We start from the raw sequence: 21,652 nt of genomic DNA, 5'->3' as shown, positions 1-21,652 counted from the left end.
GCCGTGGCGCTTAGTGGTGTAGAAAACCTGGCGCGTCTGCCGGAGCTTCGCAAGAAGCTCTTCTGGACGTTCCTGTTGCTGGCCGCATACCGCATCGGGGTTCACGTCCCGGTTCCCGGGGTGGATTCCGGAGCGCTGGCCGACTTCTTCGCCAGCGTCCAGAACACCCTTTTCGGCCTCTTCGACATGTTCTCCGGGGGCGGGCTCCGCAATCTGTCGGTGTTCGCCCTCGGTATCATGCCCTACATCTCTGCCTCCATCATCATCCAGCTTCTGCAGGTCGTTAGCCCCGAGCTGAAGCGGATGGCCAAGGAGGAAGGGGCGGCGGGCCGCCGCAAGATCACCCAGTACACCCGGTATGCCACGGTGCTCATCACCGTGGTCCAGGGCTTCGGCATCGCCGTAGGCCTGGAGAACATGCACAGCCCCGCGGGTGCGCCCGTGGTGCTGGATGCGGGCTGGGCTTTCCGGATGATAACCATTGCAACCCTTACCGCCGGTACCGTGCTGATCATGTGGCTTGGCGAGCAGATTACCGAGAAGGGCATCGGCAACGGCATTTCGCTGATCATCTTCTCGGGCATCGTCGCCGGTATCCCCGGCGGCATCGTCAAGTCGGGCCAGCTCATCAAGGCCGGCGACATGAGCGTGTTCACGGCGATTCTGGTGCTGGCGCTGATGGCGGTGGTGCTTGGCTGCATCGTGTTCATGGAACGCGGGCAGCGGCGCATACCCATCCATTACGCCAAACGACAGGTTGGCCGTAAGATGTTCGGTGGGCAGAGCACGCATCTGCCGCTGCGCATCAATACGGCGGGCGTCATTCCGCCCATCTTCGCCTCGTCGCTGCTGCTGTTCCCCGCGACCATCGCCAGCTTCTCGGCCAACGAGACGCTTCAGCGGGTTGCCGCGTGGTTCGCGCCGCACACGGTGATGTACAACATCCTGTTCATCAGCCTTATCGTGTTCTTCTGCTTCTTCTACACGGCGATCATCTTCGACCCGAAGGACATCGCCGAAAACCTGAAGAAGGGCGGCGGGTTCATCCCCGGCATCCGCCCCGGGGACAAGACCCGGCAGTACATCGACAGGGTGCTTACCCGGATGACCATCTGGGGGGCCATCTACATATCCGCGATCTGCGTCCTGCCCATGATCCTCATCGCGCAGTTCAACGTGCCGTTCTACTTCGGCGGCACCAGCGTGCTGATTCTCGTGGGCGTGGCCATGGACTTCATGTCCCAGGTGGAATCGCACCTGATCTCACGGCAGTACGAGGGTCTCATGAACAAGACCCGCATCAAGGGACGGCAGTGAGTTGAAGAAGTTTCGCGGTGTCTTCATCAAGAATGACAACGAGATTGGCCTCCTTCGGGAGGCCAATCGAATCGTTGCCACGATACTGGATATTCTGGGTGAACACGTTCGCCCGGGCGTGTCGACGATGCATTTCGAAGAGCTGGCCCAGGCGGAATGCCGCAAGCACGGCGTCCGCCCGGCCTTTCAGGGGTATCACGGGTTTCCGTTTGCCCTGTGCTGCTCGGTGAACGAAGAGGTTGTGCATGGCTTTCCCTCGTCGAAGCGGATTCTCCAGGAAGGGGACATCGTCAGCTTCGACATGGGGGTCGTGTACGACGGCTTCTACGGCGACTCCGCCCGCACCTATCCGGTGGGGACGGTGAGCGACGAGGCCGAGCGACTCATCCGCGTAACGCGCGAATCGCTCTTTGCGGGCATTGCAGAGGCGCGGGTGGGCAACTCCCTGTACGACATTTCGGCAGCCGTGCAACGGCATGTCGAAGCGGCCGGTTTCGGGGTTGTGCGCAGGTTCGTGGGGCATGGCATTGGCCGTTCGCTGCACGAGAAGCCAGAAATTCCCAACTTCGTGCCGCGCGGCATGCCGGGCGTGCCCCTGAAACCCGGCATGGTGCTGGCCATCGAACCGATGGTCACCGTGGGTACGTACGAGGTGGAAATCCTTGCCGACAACTGGACCGCGGTTACCCGCGACCGCCAGCTGTCTGCCCACTTCGAACACAGCGTGGCCATCACGCCGGACGGGCCGATCATTCTCAGCCTGTCGCAGGCAGAGGCGGCGCGACTTGCCGGTTGACGGGCGCCGGTAGGGGTGATATGCACCCCTGTTCCGACGTTGCTCTTCCGTCATGTCGGGCCAAAGACAAACAACGGAGTCGAACATGAAAGTCAGGCCTTCCGTCAAGAAGATGTGCCCCAAGTGCAAGGTTATCCGCCGCCGGGGCATTCTCAGGGTCATTTGCGACAACCCCCGGCACAAGCAGCGCCAGGGCTAAGCCGTCAGGAGTAAACAGTGGCCAGAATTGCAGGTGTCGATCTGCCCCGTGGCAAGCGCGTTGACATCGCCCTTACCTATATCTACGGTATCGGGCGCACTACTGCGCTTCAGATTCTTGATGTTACCGGCGTCGACTGGAGCCGGAACATCGACGACCTGAGCGCCGACGAGGTCAACGAAATCCGTAAGGAACTCGAGCAGAACCACAAGGTTGAAGGCGATCTCCGTCGTGAGATTTCCAGCAACATCAAGCGTCTGATGGACGTTGGCTGCTACCGCGGCCTGCGTCATCGTCGCGGTTTGCCGGTTCACGGTCAGCGCACCCATACCAACGCCCGCACCCGCAAGGGCCCGCGTCGCGGCGCTGTCGGCAAGAAGAAGTAATCCAAGGCTAGCACAAAGGCGTGGAATCTCACCTGCGTCGCCAGGGCAAGCAAATTTCCCGGTGGCCAGCGCGGCACGGCTCTGTCATGACTGAGCTCGTTTTGAGGTTCCGGCTGCAAGCCCCCTAATTCTAGTCCGCAGAGAGTAAGTCATGGCAAGACCCAAGCGTACGGTCAAAAAGAAAGAGAAGAAGAACGTCCCGGTCGGGATTGTTCACATTCAGGCGACGTTCAACAACACCATCGTGACCTTCACGGACACGCGGGGAAACACCATCAGCTGGGCCAGCGCCGGGCAGAGCGGTTTCAAGGGCTCGCGCAAGAGCACCCCGTTCGCCGCGCAGGTGGCTGCCGAACAGGCGGCCAAGCGTGCCCAGGATCACGGCATGCGTACCGTGGGCATCTACGTCAAGGGCCCCGGCTCCGGCCGTGAAGCCGCCATGCGCGCAGTCAATGCCGCGGGCTTCAAGGTCGCCTTCATCCGTGACATCACCCCGATTCCCCACAACGGCTGCCGTCCGCCCAAGCGGCGCCGCGTCTAGTTAGGAGGATCCAGCCTTGGCTAAGTACAATGACGCAAAGTGCCGGATGTGCCGGCGTGAAGGCACCAAGCTTTTCCTCAAGGGCGACCGCTGCTACACCGACAAGTGCGCGTACGACCGTCGTCCTTACGCGCCCGGTCAGCATGGCCGTGCCCGCAAGAAGGTGAGCGATTACGCCGTCCAGCTGCGCGAGAAGCAGAAGGTCCGTCGCGTGTATGGCGTTCTTGAACGCCAGTTCCGCGGTTACTTCCACAAGGCCGACATGGCCAAGGGCGTGACCGGCGCCAACCTGCTGGCCATTCTCGAACGCCGCCTCGACAACGTGATCTACCGTCTCGGTTTCGCCAACTCGCGCCAGCAGGCGCGTCAGCTGGTGCGCCACGGCATCTTCACGCTGAACGGCCGCAAGGCGAACATTCCCTCGATGCAGGTTCGCGTTGGCGACATCATCGAAGTGCCCGAAGCCAGCCGCAAGATCCCCGTGATCGCCGAGGCCCAGGAAGTCATCGCCCGTCGCGGCTGCCCCTCGTGGCTGGAAGTGGACGGTCCGAACTTCAAGGGCACGGTCAAGGCCCTGCCGCAGCGCGAAGACATTCAGTTCCCGATCAACGAACACCTGATTGTCGAGCTTTACTCCAAATAAGCGGGTGTGAGCATGCTCATCAAACAAGGCGACAGGCTTATCAACACCCGGAACTGGTCGGAGCTGGTGAAGCCCGAACAGATCACCCGGGACAGCGACCCGGTCGATGCCATGTACGGCAAGTTCGTGTGCGAACCGCTCGAACGTGGCTACGGCACCACCATCGGCAATGCGCTGCGTCGGGTTCTGCTGTCGTCGCTTCAGGGCGCGGCGTTCGTATCGGTGAAGGTCTCGGGCGTGCAGCACGAGTTCACCACCATTCCCGGCGTGCTCGAGGACGTGACCGACATCGTCCTCAACCTGAAGCAGGTGCGTCTTGCCATGGACACGGACGAGCCCCAGTTCCTGGAGCTTTCCGTGAACAAGAAGGGCGCGGTGAAGGCCGGCGACATCAAGACCAACCAGCACGTGATGGTCCTCAACCCCGACCTGCACATCGCCACGCTGACCGAAGACCTGGAACTCACCTTCGAGTTCGAGGTGCGCATGGGCAAGGGCTACGTGCCCGCGGACATGCACGAAGGCCTCAGCGAAGAGATCGGGCTGATCAAGCTGGACTCCAGCTTCGCCCCGGTCCGCAAGGTCGCCTACACGGTGGAGCAGGCTCGCGTCGGCCAGATGACCAACTACGACAAGCTCATCATCGAGGTCTGGACCGATGGGTCCGTGACCCCCGAAGATGCGATTGCCTACAGTGCAAAGATCATCAAGGACCAGATTTCCGTCTTCATCAACTTCGATGAGCGCATTTCGGGTGAAAGTTCCGGCAATTCGTCGGGCAGCAGCGATCTTAACGAGAACCTGTTCAAGGGGATCGACGAGCTTGAGCTGTCCGTGCGGGCCACCAACTGCCTGAAGAGCGCCAACATCACCCTGGTGGGCGAACTGGTTCAGAAGTCCGAGAACGAAATGCTGAAGACCAAGAACTTCGGTCGCAAGTCCCTTGATGAAATCAAGCGGGTGCTGTGCGACATGAGCCTGGACTTCGGCATGAAGGTCGACGGCTTCGAGAAGAAATACCAGGAATGGAAGAGGAAGCAGCAAAATGAGGCATAGCAATTCCGGCAAGAAGCTGGGCAGAACGCCGTCCCACCGGAAGGCCCTGTTCCGCAACATGGCCAAGGCCCTGCTGACTTACGGCAAGATCCGCACGACCGAGACCAAGGCCAAGGAACTGCGCCGCATCGTCGAACCGCTGATCACCCTGGCCCTGCGCAACGACCTGCACTCCCGCCGCCTGGCGTACGACGTGCTGGCTTCGCACCAGCTGGTCAAGCGTCTGTTCGACGAGATCGGCCCCGCCTTTGTCGGCGTGTCCGGCGGCTTCACCCGCGTGGTGAAGCTGGGCCTGCCCCGCAAGGGCGACAACGCCCCGCTGGCGGTCATCGAACTGACCCACCAGCCCGCCGCTGCGGAAGCTCCGGCGGAAGAAAAGAAGGCCGCCGAGTAATCGGGAACGCCTTCGGCATCATGCACATCAACGGGGCGGACCGCAGGGTTCGCCCCGTTTTTTATTTCGAATGAGAAAGGCCGCCCCGTCCTGGGCGGCCCTTGTTCATTTCCGGTGCATGTGGCGTGTTGGGGGGGGGGCAGGGCGCGCTGCCCGCCGAGGCCGGGCGGTAAGGGGCTGCTGCGCCGTGCCTGCTAGCGCAGCACCAGTCGCACGCCGCCGGGCAGCGCCTCCAGCACTTCGCCAACGGGGTAGGCAGGGTCACCGGTTTCGGCCAGCAGCGCCGTCGCCCGGTCCACCTGGTCAGGCGCCACGGCCAGCACCATGCCGCCCGAAGTCTGGGCGTCGAAGGCCACGTCGGCCAGCACCGGGCTGACGCCGGGTGCCGTATGCACGTGCTTGTGGCAGTACGCGCGGTTGGCGTGGCTGCCTTCCGGGACCAGCCCCATGGCCGCCAGTTCCAGCACACCGGGCAGCACGGGCAGGGCGGCGGTGTCGAGGGCCACGGTGACCCCGGAGGCCCCGGCCATTTCCAGGCAGTGCCCGCCAAGGCCGAAGCCGGTGACGTCGGTGGCAGCCTTCAGGCGCAACTCGCGGATCACTCGGCCCGCGCCCTTGTTCAGGCGCGAAGCCCAGCGGAACAGTTCTTCCTCGTGGGCGTCGCAACCGGGCCAGTTGGCCTTGACGGCTGTGGCCAGAATGCCGGTGCCCAGCGGCTTGGTAAGCAGCAGCCGGTCGCCTGTGCGCAACCCGGCGTTGGAGGCGATGGCCTCTGGATCGATGAGGCCGGTGACGGACAGTCCGTACTTGATTTCGTCGTCTTCAACGCTGTGGCCGCCCACCAGCGCAGCGCCCGCCTCTCGCAACGCGTCGGACCCGCCGCGCAGGATGTCGGCCAGGATGGATTCCGGCAGCCGCTTCACCGGAAAGCAGACGATGTTCATGGCGCACCACGGCTCGCCGCCCATGGCGTAGACATCGGACAGGGCGTTGGCTGCGGCGATGCGCCCGAAGCGGTATGGGTCGTTGACGATGGGCGTGAAGAAATCCAGCGTCTGCACGATGGATTGCCCACCGGGCAGGCGCACCACGGCCGCGTCCTCGTTGTGCCGCGTGCCCACGATGACCCTGTCTTCGACGGACGGGTCGCGCGGCAGCCCCGCCAGGATGCGCTCCAGGTCCCCCGGAGCCACCTTGGCGGCTCAACCGGCGGCCTTGACCGAATCGACCAGACGGATGCGGCTCATGCCTTGTCCTTGTGACGGGTCTTGCTGTTGCCTGCCTCGGCGCCCGTTGCATGGCCGTTGCGCAGGTGGCGGGTATGCTCGCCGAGGTAGGCGGCAAAGGCCACCGCCGCCGGGAACTGGTGTCGCCGGGCATGGCGTACCGAGTGGAACTGGCGCGCCGGACGGCAATCGTCCAGTTGCAGTTCCACCAGTTCGCCACGGGCGATGCTTTCGGCCACGGCCAGGCGCGAGGTGGCGCTGACGCCAAGGCCCGCGCGCACGTACTGCACGACAGCCTGGGTGCTGTCCACCACCAGGGCCACCGGCAGCCGCCGCACGTCCATGCCTGCGACGGCCAGCGCCTCGGCAAAGGTGCGCCGGGTGCCGGACCCGGCCTCGCGCATGACCCACGGCCACTGGGCCAGTTCCTCCGTCTGGACGTGTCGCCTTCCGCCCGCCAGTTCCGGCGCGGCCACCACCACCAGTTCATCGTCCACCAGCGGTTCGAACACCAGATCGGGGTGCGAATCCACCGCGCCCACAAGGCCCAGCATCAGTTCGCCGTCGGTCACGCGCTGCACGATGTCCGCCGTGTCGCCCACGCGCAGGTGCACGCGCACTGCGGGGTAGGTGCGCACGAACCCGGCGATGACATCCGGCAGGACGTGGTGCGCGGGTATGGTGCTGCCGCCTACCACAAGGTCGCCGCTTACCTCGTCGCGCAACTGGCCGATTTCGGCCTCTGCGGCGGCAAGGCTGGCGAACGCCTCCGACGCGCGCCGGTACAGCACTTCTCCGGCGGGCGTGGGCAGCACCTGCCGACCCATGCGGTCCAGCAGGCGCACGCCCAGTTCCTTTTCCAGTGCAAGGACATGCGCGCTGATGGTGGGTTGGGACAGGAACAGGTCCGCCCCGGCCCGCGAGAAGCTGCGCAGTTCGTAAACCTTGCAGAACGCTTCGAGTCTTCTGAAATCCAGCATGCTGATTGTGTATATTGATGAAAGCGATACGTCAAGAAAGCTGGCGGGTTGGAAACCATCTTTCTCATGTGTTCCTTGGATGCCGTGCGGCAGGCGCGGGAGTGCCGTGGGGGGGGGGGGGGGGGCATGGGGGAAAAGGGCCGGACACGCCCGATCCTGCGGGCGCGTGGTACCCGTTCCAGTGTGACGCGGCTGTCCCGGCACAGGCTTGCGCTCTGCTGGCACAAATGGTAAAGGAGCGGGCTTTCCGAAGCGTTGCCGAACCGTCGTCAGGCCTCCTTCCGCAATGCGCACTGCCGCACGGCGAGGGCGTCGGGCTGGCGGCCAGGATCGCGCCGTCGCACTGCCGGGGTGGCGGAACTGGTATACGCGCTGGTCTTAGAAGCCAGTGGTTCACACCGTGCGGGTTCAATCCCCGCCCCCGGCACCAGCGCCGCCGCGCCGCTTTCCCGCCACGGGGCGGGCCGGGGCGCAGGGCACAAACAGACTTTCACAAGGAGCGCAGCACCATGGAATATACCGTCGAAGATATTTCCCCGGTCAAGAAAAAGGTCAACATCTCGGTGCCGGTTGAAGAGGTGGAGGCCGCCCTGTCCGCCGCCATCGCCATGTACCGCACCAACATGAGCCTCGACGGGTTCCGCAAGGGCAAGGTGCCCTCGAACCTGGTCGAAAGCCGCTTCCGCAAGGAAATCTACAACGAGGCCACCCAGGACCTCGTCAACGTGCATATCAATGAGGTGATGACGGCGCTGGACGCCAACCCCATTTCGCGCATCGACTTCGACGGCGGGCAACTGGAACGCGGCACCCCCTTTGAATACAGCATCTCCTTCGAAGTGCTGCCCGAATTCGACCTGCCCGACTACGACGGCTTTGCCGTGGAGCAGGAAAAGGCCGTGGTGGACGAGAAGGAAGTGGATGAAGTCATCACCCGCATCCGCACCAACATGGCCGAACTTGTGCCCGTGGCCGAAGCGCGCCCCGGCAAGGACGGCGACGTGGTGGTGCTGGACTTTGCCGCCTTCGAAAACGGCCAGCCCGTCGAAGGCATCAGCGCCGAAAACTTCCAGATGAACCTTGGCGACCGCCAGGCCCTGGAAGACTTCGAGAACCTGGTGAAGACCCTGGCCCCCGGCCAGGAGGGCGAAGGCCCCTTGAATTTTCCGGCGGACTTCATCAACCCCGACTTTGCGGGCAAGAGCCTGACCGTCAAGGTCAAGGTGCACGCCGTGAAGGAACGCCGCCTGCCCGAGGCCAACGACGACCTGGCCCAGAAGGCCGGCGGCTTCGAGTCCATGGACAAGATGCGCGAGGCGGTCACCTCTTCCTACATGCAAAGCCGCACCCAGCTGGTGAAGGCCACCGCCCAGAAGACCATGCTGGACAAGCTGCTGAAGATTGTGGACTTCCCCCTGCCCGAATCCATGGTGGACATGTATGTCGGTCATCTGCTGGACGACATGCGCTCCAAGCTGGAACGCCAGGGCAAGAGCATGGAATCCCTGGGCAAGAAGCCCGAGGAACTGCGCGCCGAAGTGCGCCCCGAAGCCGAGCAGGTGACCCGCACCCAGATATTCCTGCTGCGAGCCGCCCGCAAGGAAGGCGTGGAAGTGAACGAGCAGGAGATCGACGCCCAGATCCAGCAGATCGCCATGCGCTCCAGCCAGGACTACAATGCCCTGAAGGACCACTACATCAAGAACAACCTGATCTTCTCGCTGCGCGACCGCATGCTGGCCGACAAGGCCATGGACGCCATCTACGAGAAGGCCGCCGTGACCGAGGTGGAGCCCGCCGCGAAGTAGCGGCTGCTTGGCCCGAGCACGCGAACCGGCCTGCCCGGTTCATGCACGCACGTTCGGAGCAGGGGGGGTGCACCCGCACCTTCCCTGCCTTTGTTTTCGCGGGGTGGTTCGTAAAGCATCGCGGCTTTCAGCCGACAAGAAGGATGAAAGTCGCACTGCGCGAGCGCCCCGCCCCCGGAGTGCAGACGTGCAGCCGGGAGGCCGGGCCGTCACGGGCTTCTTGTGGTGCTGGGCGGTCTTCTGCTATCCTTTGGGCAACACGTCAGTTTCGCGCCGCCCACGCATCCGCCCCGGCGGTCGTTCCGGACATGTCAGGACATCTCCGGAGGCGATGCGGCACGCGCAGTCGCCGGGTGCGCGCCAACATCACGAACCCGGTCGATTGGCGGGCTGGCGGCGGAACCCGTACCCCGGGCCCGTGCTCCGGAATCCACCACCAGCCCGGACCCGGCATCACCAACGCACACGGCAGCACGCGCGGCGCGCGACAGTTCACGCCGATACACGCAGGAGAGGCACATGCCAGTTCCCATAGTCATCGAGACCTCGGGCCGTTCAGAACGCGCCTACGACATCTATTCGCGCTTGCTGAAGGATCGTATCATCCTGCTCGGCACCCCCATCGACGATCAGGTCGCCTCGCTCATCTGCGCGCAGCTGCTGTTCCTCGAATCGGAAAACCCCGAGAAGGAAATCTACCTGTACATCAACTCGCCGGGCGGCTCGGTGACGGCGGGCATGGCCATCTACGACACCATGCAGTACATCACCTCGCCCGTGGCCACCCTGTGCCTGGGCCAGGCCGCCAGCATGGGCGCGCTGCTGCTGGCCGCCGGTGCCCCCGGCATGCGCCACGCGCTGCCCAACAGCCGCATCATGATCCATCAGCCCTCGGGCGGCTTTCACGGCCAGGCCAGCGACATCGACATCCATGCCCGCGAAGTGCTGCGCATGAAGGCCAACCTGAACGAAATCATGGCCCGCCACACCGGCCAGCCCGTGGAGCGGGTTGCCGACGACACCGAGCGTGATTACTTCATGGGACCCGCCGAGGCCAAGGAATACGGCATCATCGACAGCATCCTCACCTCGCGGCGGGATGCCACGCAGAACCAAGCGAAGTAGGTACATCATGGCCAATACCAAGGGCGGCTCGGAACGCGAGCTGCGTTGTTCCTTCTGCGGCAAGGGGCAGGACGCCGTGCAGCGCCTCATTGCCGGGCCCGGCGTCTACATCTGCGACGAATGCGTCTCGTTGTGCAACGAGATCATCGCGCAGGAGCACATCACCGAAACGGTGGAAGAGGGCAAGCTGCTCACCCCCGCCGAGATCAAGGCCAAGCTAGACGAATACGTGATCGGCCAGCACCAGGCCAAGAAGATACTGTCCGTGGCGGTGCACAACCACTACAAGCGGGTCTTCTTCGCCAGCGCCCTTGGCGGCGAGGTGGAGCTGGAAAAGAGCAACATCCTGCTCATCGGTCCTTCCGGCAGCGGCAAGACCCTGCTGGCGAAAACCCTGGCCCGCGTGCTGAAGGTGCCCTTCGCCATTGCCGACGCCACCACCCTGACGGAAGCCGGCTACGTGGGCGAGGACGTGGAGAACATCCTGGTCCAGCTGCTCCAGAACGCCGACTACGACATCGAGGCGGCGTCCAAGGGCATCATCTACATCGATGAAATCGACAAGATCTCCCGCAAGGGCGACGGCCCCTCCATCACCCGCGACGTGTCGGGCGAAGGGGTGCAGCAGGCCCTCTTGAAGATCATCGAAGGCACAGAGGCCAACATCCCGCCCAAGGGCGGGCGCAAGCACCCGCAGCAGGAATTCATCAGGATGGACACCTCGAACATCCTGTTCATCCTCGGCGGGGCGTTCATCGGGCTGGACAAGCTGATCGGGCAGCGCATCGGCGGCGGGGCCATGGGCTTCGGCGCCAAGGTGGCCACCCGCAAGGATCTGCCCTTCGGCGAACTGCTGGGCCAGGTGCATCCGAACGACCTCGTCAAGTTCGGCCTGATTCCCGAGTTCGTGGGCCGCATCCCCGTGGTCACCCACGTGGAGGAGCTGAGCGAGGACGACCTGGTGCGCATCCTTACCGAGCCCAAGAACGCGCTGGTGCGCCAGTACCAGAAGCTGTTCGAACTGGACAAGGTGAACCTGCGCTTCACCGCCAACGCGCTGAAGAGCATCGCCACCCAGGCCATCGAACGCAAGACCGGCGCGCGCGGCCTGCGCAACGTCATGGAATCGGTGATGCTTGACATCATGTACAAGCTGCCCTCGCAGCAGGACATCAAGGAGTGCGTCATCAACCGCGCCGTGGTGGAGAAAAGCCGCGAACCGGTGATGATCTACCACACCGAGGCCAAGACCGGCTCCTAGTGAATGCAACGGCGCGGTCCGCAAGGGCCGCGCCGTCATGGTTTTGTCCCGCACCCGTGCGGATGCGGTTCCCTGACGCCCCTGACGCCCCTAAAGCCCCTAAAGCCCCTGACGCCCATGGGCAACCCGTCGGCCCCGTCGCCGGAGTCCGCCCCTTACCCCCGCATTTGGGGAAACTTTCCATGCGGTCATCCGTGCATCGGCCATCCGGCCTGGCGTCAACTGCGGATTTTCGTGCGGTACCCCGCAGGGAACCACGGCAATCCCCCGGCGGTCCATCGGTGGATGCGTTGACAACGGGAATCGGGACACTAGTTTGTGTGCATTGCGCCCCGTCTCGCATGCGGGGCTCCCGCGCCCCCTTCCGGCGCGCGGGCACCCGGCGGCTCCTGCCGCCGTTCTGGAGGAATGAATGAGCGATTTCGACGTTGATGGCGAAAAGGCCCGTCCCGTTCTGGACCTGCCGCTGATGTCGCTGCGCGAGGTGGTGATGTTCCCGCGCTCCATCGTGCCCCTGTTCGTGGGGCGCGAGGCGTCCATCCGGGCCATCGAGAACGCCATCTCCGATTACGGCAAGAAGATATTCCTGGTGGCCCAGCGCGAGCCCGAAGTGGAAAAGCCCGGCGGCGAGGACCTGTTCGAGGTCGGCACCGTCAGCAAGATACTGCAGTTGCTGCGACTGCCCGACGGCACCATCAAGGTGCTGTTCGAGGGCTTGTACCGCGCCCGCTGGGAAGCCCTTGGCGAAGAAGGCGAGGGCGAATTTCCCCGCGCCTCCATCCTGCCCCTGCGCGAATCCGACGCCCTGACCGCCGAGTCGGAGGCGCTGGTGCGCGCCACGCAGGAGGCCCTGGAGGAATACAGCAAGATCAACAAGAAGCTGGCGCAGGAAACCCTGCTGGCCATCACCGCCATCAACACGGCGGGTCGCCTCGCCGACGCGGTGATGCCCCACCTGAAGGTGGACTATCGCAAGAAGCAGGAAGTGCTGGAACTGGAAGACCCGGTGGTGCGCCTTGAAAAGGTGTACGAGCTGCTCCAGGGCGAGATCGCCATCTCGTCCATGGAAAAGCGCATCAAGAACCGCGTCAAGAACCAGATGGAGCGCAACCAGCGCGAGTACTACCTGAACGAGCAGATCAAGGCCATCCACAAGGAGATGGGCCGCGAGGAAGACCCCCAGGCCGAGGTCAACGAGCTTGAACAGCGCCTGGCGGAAAAGAACATGCCCGACGAGGCGCGCGAGAAGGCCCTGCGCGAGATGAAGAAGCTGCGCCAGATGCCCCCTTCGTCCGCCGAGTACACCGTGGTGCGCAACTACGTGGACTGGATCCTCGACCTGCCGTGGAACACCCTGAAGGAAACCGAGATCGACATCGAGAAGGCCCGTACGGTTCTCGACGCCGACCACTACGGCCTGGAAAAGCCCAAGGAGCGCATCCTTGAGTACCTGGCCGTGCAGAAGCTGGTGAACCGCCTGAAGGGCCCCATCCTGTGCCTTGTCGGCCCCCCCGGCGTGGGCAAGACCTCGCTGGCGAAATCCGTGGCCAAGGCCACGGGCCGCGAGTTCGTGCGTCTTTCCCTTGGCGGCGTGCGCGACGAAGCCGAAATCCGCGGCCATCGCCGCACCTACGTGGGTGCGCTGCCCGGCAAGATCATCCAGTCGCTGAAGCGGGTGAAGTTCAACAACCCCCTGTTCTGCCTGGACGAAATCGACAAGATGAGCATGGACTTCCGGGGCGACCCTTCCGCCGCCCTGCTGGAAGTGCTGGACCCCGAGCAGAACAATACCTTCAACGACCATTACCTGGACATGGACTACGACCTGTCGCAGGTGTTCTTCATCACCACGGCCAACAGCCTGCATTCCATCCCCCTGCCGTTGCAGGACCGCATGGAAATCATCCGGCTGCCCGGCTACCTCGAAACGGAAAAGCGCCGCATCGCGCGTGAATTCCTGCTGCCCAAGCAGATCGAGGCGCACGGCATCAAGCCCGAGAACGTGAAGATGTCGGACAACGCCGTGCTGGAGATGATCCGCACCTACACCCGCGAGGCCGGCGTGCGTAACCTCGAGCGCGAACTGGCGGGCGTGTGCCGCAAGGTGGCCATGCAGATCGTCGAGGCCGACGACCTGGACAAGACCGTCACCGTCACCCGGCAGAACCTGTCCCAGTTCCTGGGCGTGAAGAAGTTCCGCTACGGCGAGCGCGAGGCCAACGCGCAGGTGGGCGTGACCACCGGCCTTGCCTGGACTGAACTGGGCGGCGAACTGCTGATGGTGGAAACCGCCCTCATGCCCGGTACCGGCAAGGTGGTCATCACCGGCAAGCTCGGCGACGTCATGACCGAATCGGCCAAGGCCGCCCTGTCCTACGTGCGCTCGCGGTCCAACATGTTCGGCCTGCGCAGCGACTTCCACAAGGACATCGACATCCACGTGCACGTGCCCGAAGGCGCCACCCCCAAGGATGGCCCCTCGGCAGGCATCACCCTGGCCACCTCGCTGGTCTCGGCGCTGCTCGGCGTGCCCGTGCGCAACGACGTGGCCATGACCGGCGAGATCACCCTGCGCGGTCGCGTGCTGCCCATCGGCGGCCTGCGCGAAAAGCTGCTGGCCGCGCACCGGGGTCTGATCACCAAGGTGCTCGTGCCGCGTGACAACAAGAAGGACCTCAAGGACGTCCCCGACGAAATCCTCAAGGACCTGACCATCACCTTCGTGGACCACGTGGACGAAGTGCTGCCCCTGGCCCTGGAAAGCGAGGCCGAAGCCATCTTCTCCGGTCGCGCCGACGAAGGCCTGCCGCTCTTCCGCACCCTGCGCGAAGGCGCGGGCTGCGACGTGACCCCGCCCGTATCCACGGCGCACTAGGCGGCGTGGTAGTAAGGGTGATTTGATGTAAGAATAACCGGGGGAAGGAACCTTTTGACGCTCTGCGGTCGCCATCCGTAAGGTTCGCGCTTCGCGCTCACCTAACGGCTGTCGCAAAAGGTTCCTTCCCCCGGCCCCCCAATCTTTGCTGTCGCCAGCCGTAACACTCGCGCTTCACGCTCCTGTAACGGCTGCCGCTCCTCCCAAACCTTTCAGTTGGGGGTGGGGCACGATAACCATCCCGCCAAAACCGGCTCATGTTCGCATGGGCCGGTCTTTTGCGTTGTCGCATATGGGCTGCCGTCCTGCCCGCCGGAGGCAAACAGATAACTGCTCCCCGAAATAGGAGCCGCCCCGTCCTGAACGGCAGGGCGGGGCGGTCCGTATCCTGGGCGTGGTGCCCGGGCCCTGGCCCCGCTGGCGCGCGGGGCCGGGCGTCGGAATTTGTGTGTCAGCGCAGGCTGGTGCCCACGCTGGGCCGGATGGGACCAAGGCGCGAGGCGTCCACCAGCAGCGGGCGCAGTTCCTCGGAAACCGGCACCGTGGCGGTGCCCATGGCCAGCACCTCGTTGGATGGGGTGTGGATGAGCCGCATGTTGAAGCGCACGGCCTTGGGGGTGATGGTGTAGGTGCCCGCCAGAATGGCCACGCTGGACACGTTCTGGGTGCCCAGCAGTTCCGTCTTGCGGGTCAGCAGCAGTTCGCCCGTTTCCGGCTGGAACAGGATGGTGCGGCCCTTGCGGATTTCCTGCACCCGGTAGCCCGCCTGCACGAACCAGCGGGACATTTCTTCCGCCATCTGGCGGGCCAGCCCGTTGGCGCCTTCCAGGTCGCCAAGGTCCACCGGGGTGGTGACCATGATGCTGATGCCCTTGGCGGGCGGGGCTTCCTGCCCCAGTTTGCGGGCCATCTGCACGTCCATGGCCGCGGCCATGGCGTCGGCGGCTTCGGGCACGCTGGCGGCGGCCGCGGCCAGGGGCAGCAGCAGGCCTATGGTCAGTATGAGCAGGGCGAGGATGCGCTTCATGTGATGCTCCGGAATCGCCGCGTCAGCGCAGCGTCTTTATCTGGCGGTCCACCACGTCCACTTCGCGGGCCAGTGCGTCGCGCACGTCGTCGGAGCGCGCGGCGGCAAGGGCCAGCAGGTAGTGTTCGCGGGCCAGTTCGTAGCGGCCCTGGGCCTGATAGGTGCGGCCCTGGTGCCAGTTGTGCAGGGCCTCGTCGCTTTCCGGCACCGAGGCCACCTGCCTGCCGCACCCGGCAAGGGCGGGCAGGGCAAGGCTGGCCAGCAGCAGGAGGATGGCGGGGGTACGCATGGCAGGATTCCTCGCGGCTATTTCCGGGTGGTCCGGTCGAAATCGCCGATGTTCATGGAGCCGCCCATCAGCTTGCGCCCGGTGTTGGCCAACATGCGGCCCAGCAGGCCGTTGGCGGGCATCACCAGTTCCGCCGTGCGCAACACCAGCCCGTCCGCCGCGCGGATGAGCCGGGCGTTGATGAACACGCTGTACTTGTCGCGGTAGTAGGTGCCCGCCACGAACACGGCCCACCCTTCACGCGCGGGCAGCACGCCCACGTTGCGCGACAGCAGGAATTCCCCTTCGCCCTCGCGCGGGCGCAGGGTGCCGGGCAGGCGGTATTCGCGCACGGGAAAGCCGCGCTGGTTGAACTCGTAGAACAACTGCTCGGCGATGTATCGGCCCAGCGACGACGATTCGTCGAAGTCGTCCTGGTTCACGAACGACGTGGGCAGGGCGATGTACCCCATCAGGGCATCGTTGGGCACCGTGGCCAGCAGTTGGTCCACCAGTTCGCGCACTTTCAGCTTCAATTCGCGGGCCTCCAAGTAGTTGGGGTCCGCCTGGGGGCGGGGCGCGCCCTTGCTCCAGAACATGCCGCCCTGATTGTCGGGCACCATGAAGCCGTTGTCGTGGGTGACCACCGTGGACAGGGGCATGGTCTGCCCGTTCACGTTGGCCTCGCCCGATTCCCTGGCCTCCAGCGGGGCGCCGGGGTCCGCGCCGAGGCGCGGCGGCTGGGGTGTCATGGAGGCGGGCTGCGGCGGGACACCCTGCGACTGGCGCATCTCGGCCATTGCGGGTGTACCGCCGGGGGGCAGCAGGGGCAGGGCGGCAAACGCCAGCCCGGCCAGGATCAATCCGGTCAGAACGGGGCCCGTGCGAACCAGTGCCGCAACGCCCGCGCTTGCCGTCTTGTCCTGCCCCTTGCCGGGGTTCTTCTGCGGAATATGTGACTCGCGGGTCTCGCGGGACATGATTGCCTCCGGTGGTATCCGCGCGGCGCGGGGCCGCGCATCGCATGCCGTGGTACGCCTGTCTGGCCTGTCTGACCTGTCTGGCCGTTTGGCCGGGCGCAGCCTGCGGGATGCTTCGTTGTTCGTCCTATCGGCGGAAACACGAAAAGCTTGAGGTTGCAATCCCGACGGCAGGGCGGTTGCCCGTCATGTCTCAGGCGGGGCGGCGGCAAGTGGTTGTGCGGAAGGGATAACGGGCGTTGCATGCGCCAGCGGCAACCGGTGGTGCATGCAACGTTGTCCATGCGGGTTGCGTTGTTTGATAGAACAACTCGGAACGGTTATTGATGAAATCTATTTTCATGATAGGTTGCTTCGTGAAAAGTGTAGCACGAAATTGACATCAGTAGCACATGGGGGTAGTCACAATAAAAAACATGACACGAGGTCGTGACGTGCGGCGCACGGTGGTGCGCGGCGGAAATGGCGGCTTCGCGTGCAGGCTTGCGAATGTGGCCGGATTACCCTCCCAGTGGCGCAGCAAGGTTGCCCGTGTGCCGGGTGTGCGGTCGCCGTTGCGGGCCAAGGCCATCCCCGCGCCGCACCCTGCAGGCTGCCCCATGCCCTGCGGTGGGGCGTATGGACGGCGGTAAGGCGCGGTCGGCGCGCCCGGCGTATCCGGTGAAAATGACGAGACGGGGGGAGACGGGGCGGCGATGCAAGCCAACGGACAATGCAAGCGCGTGGGCGTGGTGGCGCTGCTGGTCGGCAACCGCGGGGCCTGTGCGGACAAGGTCAATGCCGTGATCAGCGAGTTCGGTTCACTGGTCATCGGGCGCATGGGGGTGCCGTACCGGGAGCGCGGAGTGGGCGTCATTTCGCTGATCGTGGACGGTACCACCGACGAACTGGGGGCGATGACGGGCAGGCTGGGGGCCATCCCCGGCGTGCGCATCAAGACGCTTCTGCTTACCGACGCGGCATGAGCCGCGCCGCCATACCGTGGAAGGAGCAGGACCATGGGCAAGGGAACGGATGCCGACAGGGACGTTTCGTGGCTTGATGACAGCCTCATCGCGGACACGCTGGCCCGCAACGCCGCCGAGGATGCGGGCAAGATCCGCGAGGTGCTGGCCAAGGCCCGTGAACTGGAAGGGCTGGACCGCGACGATGTGGCAGCGCTGATGCACGTGAAAAGCCCCGGCCTTGTCGACGAACTGTTCGACACAGCCCGCCGGGTCAAGGAAGAGATCTACGGCAACCGGCTGGTCATGTTCGCGCCGCTGTACATTTCCAACCTGTGCGCCAACGAATGTCTGTACTGTGCGTTCCGCGCCACCAACAAGGAACTGGACCGCCGCGCCCTGTCCATGGACGAGGTGGCCGCAGAAACCCGCGTGCTGGTGCGCCAGGGCCACAAGCGGGTGCTGCTGGTGGCGGGCGAATCGTACCCCGGGGAAGGCTTCGAGTACGTGCTGAAGGCCATCGACGCCGTGTACTCGGTGCGCGAGGAAAGCGGCGAGATACGGCGGGTCAACGTCAACGTGGCCCCGCTGACGGTGGAAGACTTCACCCGGTTGAAAGAACGCGGCATCGGCACCTACCAGCTGTTCCAGGAAACCTACCACCGGCCCACCTACACCCGCGTGCACGTGGGCGGCCTGAAGCGCGACTTCGACTGGCGCGCCTCTGCCATGGACCGGGCCATGCGCGCGGGCATCGACGACGTGGGCCTGGGCGTGCTGTACGGGCTGGCGGACTGGCGGTTCGACACCCTGGCGCTGATGAGCCACATCCGCCATCTGGAAGACCGCTTCGGCGTGGGCTGCCACACCATCAGCGTGCCGCGCATTGAGCCCGCCGTGGGTTCCGAGATGGCCAGCTGTCCGCCGCAGGCCGTGACCGACGACGAGTTCCGCAAGCTGGTGGCCATCCTGCGGCTGGCCGTGCCCTACACCGGCCTGATCATGTCCACGCGCGAAAACGCCGAGGTGCGCCATTCCACCCTTGCCCTTGGCGTATCGCAGATATCGGCGGGCAGCCGCACCAACCCCGGCGGCTACACGGAAGCCGAAAAGTTCGAATCCAGCCAGTTCCAGCTCGGCGACCATCGCAGCCTTTCAGAGGTCGTGGCCGACATCGGGCGGATGGGCTACATCCCCTCGTTCTGTACTGCCTGCTATCGGCTGGGCCGCACCGGGCAGGACTTCATGGATCTCGCCAAGCCCGGCCTGATCAAGGAAAAGTGCGCTCCCAACGCGCTGTCCACCTTCCTCGAATACCTCATCGACTACGGCAGCCCCATGGAGCGCGAGGTAGGCCAGGGAGTCATCGCCGCCGAACTCGGCTGCATGGACGACCGCACCCGCCGCGTGGCCGAACGCATGCTGGGCAAGGTGCAGGAAGGGCGCAGGGATGTCTTCTGCTGAACCCGTTGCCTCTGCTGGGCAGGGCATGGCGTCCGTGCCGTCCGTAACGGACGTGGGCGCCATCCCTCCATCCACCGCCGGCATCACCGGCACGGATAGCAAGATCGGCATCGCCGACCTGCCCTCGGATACCTGCGGGGCGTGCACCCGCGCGGCGAACGCACCCGTCCGCGCGGAACACGACCTGCTGGGCGAACTGTCCGTTCCCGCGGATGCCTACCACGGCATCCACACCCTGCGGGCTCTGGACAACTTCGCCGTTGCCGGGCGGCGCCTCCACCCGGGACTCGTGGAGGCGCATGCCCTGGTCAAGAAGGCCTGTGCCCGCGCCAATGCCGAACTGGGCTACCTGGACCCCCGCGTGGCCGCCGCCGTGTGCGCCGCCTGCGACGAGATGCTGCACGGCGATCTGGGTGCGCACGTGCTGGTGGATGCGTTGCAGGGGGGCGCGGGCACCTCGGCCAACATGAACGTCAACGAGGTGCTGGCCAACCGGGCGGAAGAATTCATGGGCGGCACGCGCGGCGCGTACCGGCTGGTGCGCCCGCTGGACCACGTGAACCTGCACCAGTCCACCAACGACGTCTTTCCCACGGCGTTGCGCGTGGCGGCCATGCGTGGCCTGCGCGAACTGGAGCGGGCCGTGGCCGCGCTGCAACGCGCCTTTCAGGACCGCGAACGCGATTTTGCCGGGGTGGTCAAGCTGGGCCGCACCCAGCTTCAGGATGCCGTGCCCATTACCCTGGGGGCGGAATGTTCCGCCTGGGCGGAAGCCCTGTCGCGTGACCGCTGGCGCATCTTCAAGTGCGAGGAGCGGCTGCGCGTGGTCAATCTGGGCGGAACGGCGGTGGGCACGGGCATCACCGCCCCGCGCGACTACATCTTTCTGGTGGTGGAGCGGCTGCGCGAGGTGACCGGACTCGGCCTTGCCCGCGCCGAGAATATGGTGGACGCCACCCAGAACGCCGACGTGTTCGTGGAGGTTTCCGGCATCCTGAAAGCGCACGCGGTGAACCTGCTGAAGATTTCCGCCGACCTGCGGCTGCTGGCCTCCGGCCCGCGCGGGGGACTGGGCGAACTGGCGCTGCCCGCCGTGCAGGCCGGGTCCAGCCTGATGCCCGGCAAGGTCAACCCGGTGATCTGCGAGGCGGTGGCCCAGGCGGCCATGCGCGCGCTGGGCAACGACGCGGCCCTGACCATGGCCGCGCAGGCCGGGCAACTGGAGCTGAACGCCTTCATGCCGCTGGTGGCCGATGCGCTGCTGGACACCATTTCCATCCTTGCCCGCGCCTGCGTCATGTTCCGCACCCGCTGCGTGGAAGGCATGCGGGCGGACGCGGCGGCCTGCGCGCGCCATGTGGACGATTCGTGGGGCACGGTGACCGCGCTGGTGCCGGTGCTGGGCTACGAGGGGGCCACCCGGCTGGTCGGCGTCATGCGCGAGCGGGATTGCGGCCTGCGCCAGGCGGCGCTCCACACCGGCCTGCTGGACGAGGCCGCGCTGGATGCGCTGCTGTCGCCCGAGGCCATGGCCCGGTTGGGAAGGCCCGCCGGGCAGGCAACGCAGTATGGTGGCCCTCGAAGCGGCAGAACAACGCCCCTGACAATGGCCGCGACAACGAACGAGGCGACAGGCGGGGGCGGCCATGATGCATCGTGACGAGATTCTCGGCCTGTTGTTCGAAACACCCTTCGACCAGCTTGCGGCCCGCGCAGACGCGGTGCGCCGCGAAGCCAAGGGTGATGTTGTCCATGTTCGCGGCATCGTGGAGTTTTCCAATCACTGCATCCGCAACTGCGTGTACTGCGGGCTGCGCCGCGACAACGCGCAGGTGCGCCGCTACCGGCTGTCCCTGCCGGAGGTGCTGGAGGCGGCGGACGAGGCCGCCGCTGCCGGGGCGGACACCGTGGTGCTGCAATCGGGCGACGATTACGGCATGCCCCCGCGCGATCTTGCCGACATCGTGGAAGCGGTGAAGACCCGGCTGGGCCTTGCCGTCACCCTGAGCGTGGGCGAACGCCCGGCGCGAGATTACGCGTTGTGGCGTTCCGCCGGTGCGGACCGCTTTCTGATGAAGCACGAGACGGCGGATGCCGCCCTGTACGCCCGCCTGCACCCCGGCAAGACCCTGGCCCAGCGGCTTGCGGCCCTGCGCCGCCTGCGCGACGCGGGCTACGAGGTGGGCAGCGGGTTCATCGTGGGGGTGCCGGGGCAGCGACCGGAAACGCTGGCCGACGACGTGCTGCTGGTGTGCGAACTGGCGGCGGACATGTGCGGGGCCGGTCCCTTCGTGCCCAACGGCGCAACACCGCTGGCCGGGGCTGCGCCCGGCCCGGTGGAACTGACCCTGCGCTGCATGGC

The 21,652-nt window shown here is 65.3% G+C and carries 20 protein-coding genes, 1 tRNA gene and 1 pseudogene; 17 read left to right on the top strand and 5 right to left on the bottom strand.

The window, feature by feature from the left end; genetic code table 11:
- Positions 1–3: 3 nt before the first annotated feature.
- From secY to rplQ, 8 genes are all read left to right on the top strand, one after another.
- Complete coding sequence (secY, locus tag FVW20_RS08765) at positions 4–1,317, top strand: preprotein translocase subunit SecY (protein ID WP_196609124.1); 1,314 nt, start codon at positions 4–6, stop codon at positions 1,315–1,317.
- A gap of 1 nt (position 1,318) precedes the next feature.
- The gene (map, locus tag FVW20_RS08760) at positions 1,319–2,113 is read left to right on the top strand and encodes a type I methionyl aminopeptidase (protein WP_196609123.1); all 795 of its coding nucleotides are present in this window, start codon (positions 1,319–1,321) and stop codon (positions 2,111–2,113) included.
- 85 nt (positions 2,114–2,198) lie between these two features.
- Complete coding sequence (rpmJ, locus tag FVW20_RS08755) at positions 2,199–2,312, top strand: 50S ribosomal protein L36 (RefSeq protein ID WP_007521055.1); 114 nt, start codon at positions 2,199–2,201, stop codon at positions 2,310–2,312.
- Positions 2,313–2,329: 17 nt separating this feature from the next.
- Positions 2,330–2,698 carry a 30S ribosomal protein S13 gene (rpsM, locus tag FVW20_RS08750; RefSeq protein WP_196609122.1) on the top strand — a complete coding sequence of 123 codons (369 nt, stop codon included), beginning with the start codon at positions 2,330–2,332 and terminating at the stop codon, positions 2,696–2,698.
- 151 nt (positions 2,699–2,849) lie between these two features.
- Positions 2,850–3,239, top strand: coding sequence for a 30S ribosomal protein S11 (rpsK, locus tag FVW20_RS08745; protein ID WP_007521058.1), 390 nt, complete (start codon positions 2,850–2,852; stop codon positions 3,237–3,239).
- Between the two features lie 16 nt (positions 3,240–3,255).
- On the top strand, positions 3,256–3,882 hold the full coding sequence (gene rpsD / locus FVW20_RS08740; protein WP_196609121.1) for a 30S ribosomal protein S4: 627 nt from the start codon (positions 3,256–3,258) through the stop codon (positions 3,880–3,882).
- Positions 3,883–3,894: 12 nt separating this feature from the next.
- A complete protein-coding gene (locus tag FVW20_RS08735; RefSeq protein ID WP_196609120.1) occupies positions 3,895–4,938 on the top strand; it encodes a DNA-directed RNA polymerase subunit alpha in 1,044 nt (347 codons plus the stop codon).
- On the top strand, positions 4,928–5,332 hold the full coding sequence (gene rplQ / locus FVW20_RS08730) for a 50S ribosomal protein L17 (protein ID WP_196609119.1): 405 nt from the start codon (positions 4,928–4,930) through the stop codon (positions 5,330–5,332). The genes FVW20_RS08735 and rplQ overlap by 11 nt, the downstream gene beginning before the upstream one ends.
- A 194-nt stretch (positions 5,333–5,526) precedes the next feature.
- Here the strand turns inward: rplQ and selD are convergent, their stop codons facing one another.
- Positions 5,527–6,579: a selenide, water dikinase SelD gene (selD, locus tag FVW20_RS08725; protein ID WP_196609118.1), complete on the bottom strand. Its 1,053-nt coding sequence runs from the start codon at positions 6,577–6,579 to the stop codon at positions 5,527–5,529.
- Positions 6,576–7,538, bottom strand: coding sequence for a selenium metabolism-associated LysR family transcriptional regulator (locus FVW20_RS08720; protein ID WP_196609117.1), 963 nt, complete (start codon positions 7,536–7,538; stop codon positions 6,576–6,578). The genes selD and FVW20_RS08720 overlap by 4 nt, the downstream gene beginning before the upstream one ends.
- A 345-nt stretch (positions 7,539–7,883) precedes the next feature.
- Here FVW20_RS08720 and FVW20_RS08715 point away from each other — a divergent pair.
- The 5 genes and pseudogenes from FVW20_RS08715 to lon all read left to right on the top strand — a co-directional run bounded on the left by FVW20_RS08715 (position 7,884) and on the right by lon (position 14,607).
- Positions 7,884–7,968: transfer RNA gene (locus tag FVW20_RS08715), tRNA-Leu, on the top strand.
- A gap of 79 nt (positions 7,969–8,047) precedes the next feature.
- Positions 8,048–9,346 carry a trigger factor gene (gene tig / locus FVW20_RS08710; protein ID WP_196609116.1) on the top strand — a complete coding sequence of 433 codons (1,299 nt, stop codon included), beginning with the start codon at positions 8,048–8,050 and terminating at the stop codon, positions 9,344–9,346.
- A 516-nt stretch (positions 9,347–9,862) separates the two neighbouring features.
- Positions 9,863–10,471 (top strand): annotated as a pseudogene (gene clpP / locus FVW20_RS08705) (ATP-dependent Clp endopeptidase proteolytic subunit ClpP); the annotation flags it as partial.
- A gap of 7 nt (positions 10,472–10,478) precedes the next feature.
- Positions 10,479–11,732 carry an ATP-dependent Clp protease ATP-binding subunit ClpX gene (clpX, locus tag FVW20_RS08700; RefSeq protein WP_196609115.1) on the top strand — a complete coding sequence of 418 codons (1,254 nt, stop codon included), beginning with the start codon at positions 10,479–10,481 and terminating at the stop codon, positions 11,730–11,732.
- A gap of 412 nt (positions 11,733–12,144) precedes the next feature.
- On the top strand, positions 12,145–14,607 hold the full coding sequence (gene lon, locus FVW20_RS08695; protein ID WP_196609114.1) for an endopeptidase La: 2,463 nt from the start codon (positions 12,145–12,147) through the stop codon (positions 14,605–14,607).
- A 451-nt stretch (positions 14,608–15,058) separates the two neighbouring features.
- Here the strand turns inward: lon and FVW20_RS08690 are convergent, their stop codons facing one another.
- Genes FVW20_RS08690 through FVW20_RS08680 form a run of 3 tightly spaced genes read right to left on the bottom strand, consistent with a single transcriptional unit; the run spans position 15,059 to position 16,882 of the window.
- Entirely contained in the window at positions 15,059–15,634 is a 576-nt protein-coding gene (locus tag FVW20_RS08690) for a FlgO family outer membrane protein (RefSeq protein ID WP_196609113.1), read from the bottom strand.
- A gap of 22 nt (positions 15,635–15,656) precedes the next feature.
- Positions 15,657–15,923, bottom strand: coding sequence for a hypothetical protein (locus FVW20_RS08685; protein WP_196609112.1), 267 nt, complete (start codon positions 15,921–15,923; stop codon positions 15,657–15,659).
- Positions 15,924–15,940: 17 nt separating this feature from the next.
- Positions 15,941–16,882, bottom strand: a complete 942-nt coding sequence (locus tag FVW20_RS08680) for a FlgO family outer membrane protein (RefSeq protein ID WP_196609111.1) — start codon at positions 16,880–16,882, stop codon at positions 15,941–15,943.
- Between the two features lie 695 nt (positions 16,883–17,577).
- Here FVW20_RS08680 and FVW20_RS08675 point away from each other — a divergent pair.
- The 4 genes from FVW20_RS08675 to FVW20_RS08660 all read left to right on the top strand — a co-directional run.
- Positions 17,578–17,847: a TM1266 family iron-only hydrogenase system putative regulator gene (locus FVW20_RS08675; RefSeq protein WP_196609110.1), complete on the top strand. Its 270-nt coding sequence runs from the start codon at positions 17,578–17,580 to the stop codon at positions 17,845–17,847.
- Between the two features lie 33 nt (positions 17,848–17,880).
- Positions 17,881–19,290 (top strand): [FeFe] hydrogenase H-cluster radical SAM maturase HydG, encoded by a 1,410-nt coding sequence (gene hydG / locus FVW20_RS08670; protein ID WP_196609109.1) that lies wholly within the window; start codon positions 17,881–17,883, stop codon positions 19,288–19,290.
- Positions 19,277–20,950 (top strand): aspartate ammonia-lyase, encoded by a 1,674-nt coding sequence (locus FVW20_RS08665; RefSeq protein ID WP_231038983.1) that lies wholly within the window; start codon positions 19,277–19,279, stop codon positions 20,948–20,950. The genes hydG and FVW20_RS08665 overlap by 14 nt, the downstream gene beginning before the upstream one ends.
- The coding region (locus FVW20_RS08660) for a radical SAM protein (protein ID WP_196609108.1) at positions 20,937–21,652 on the top strand (716 nt) is incomplete at its 3' end. The genes FVW20_RS08665 and FVW20_RS08660, both read left to right, overlap by 14 nt.

Source organism: Nitratidesulfovibrio oxamicus (assembly GCF_015731765.1).
In the GTDB taxonomy this organism is placed as follows: Bacteria; Desulfobacterota; Desulfovibrionia; order Desulfovibrionales; family Desulfovibrionaceae; genus Cupidesulfovibrio; species Cupidesulfovibrio oxamicus.
Note: the sequence above shows the minus strand (reverse complement) of the source record. Positions and strands in the feature narration are given on the sequence as shown.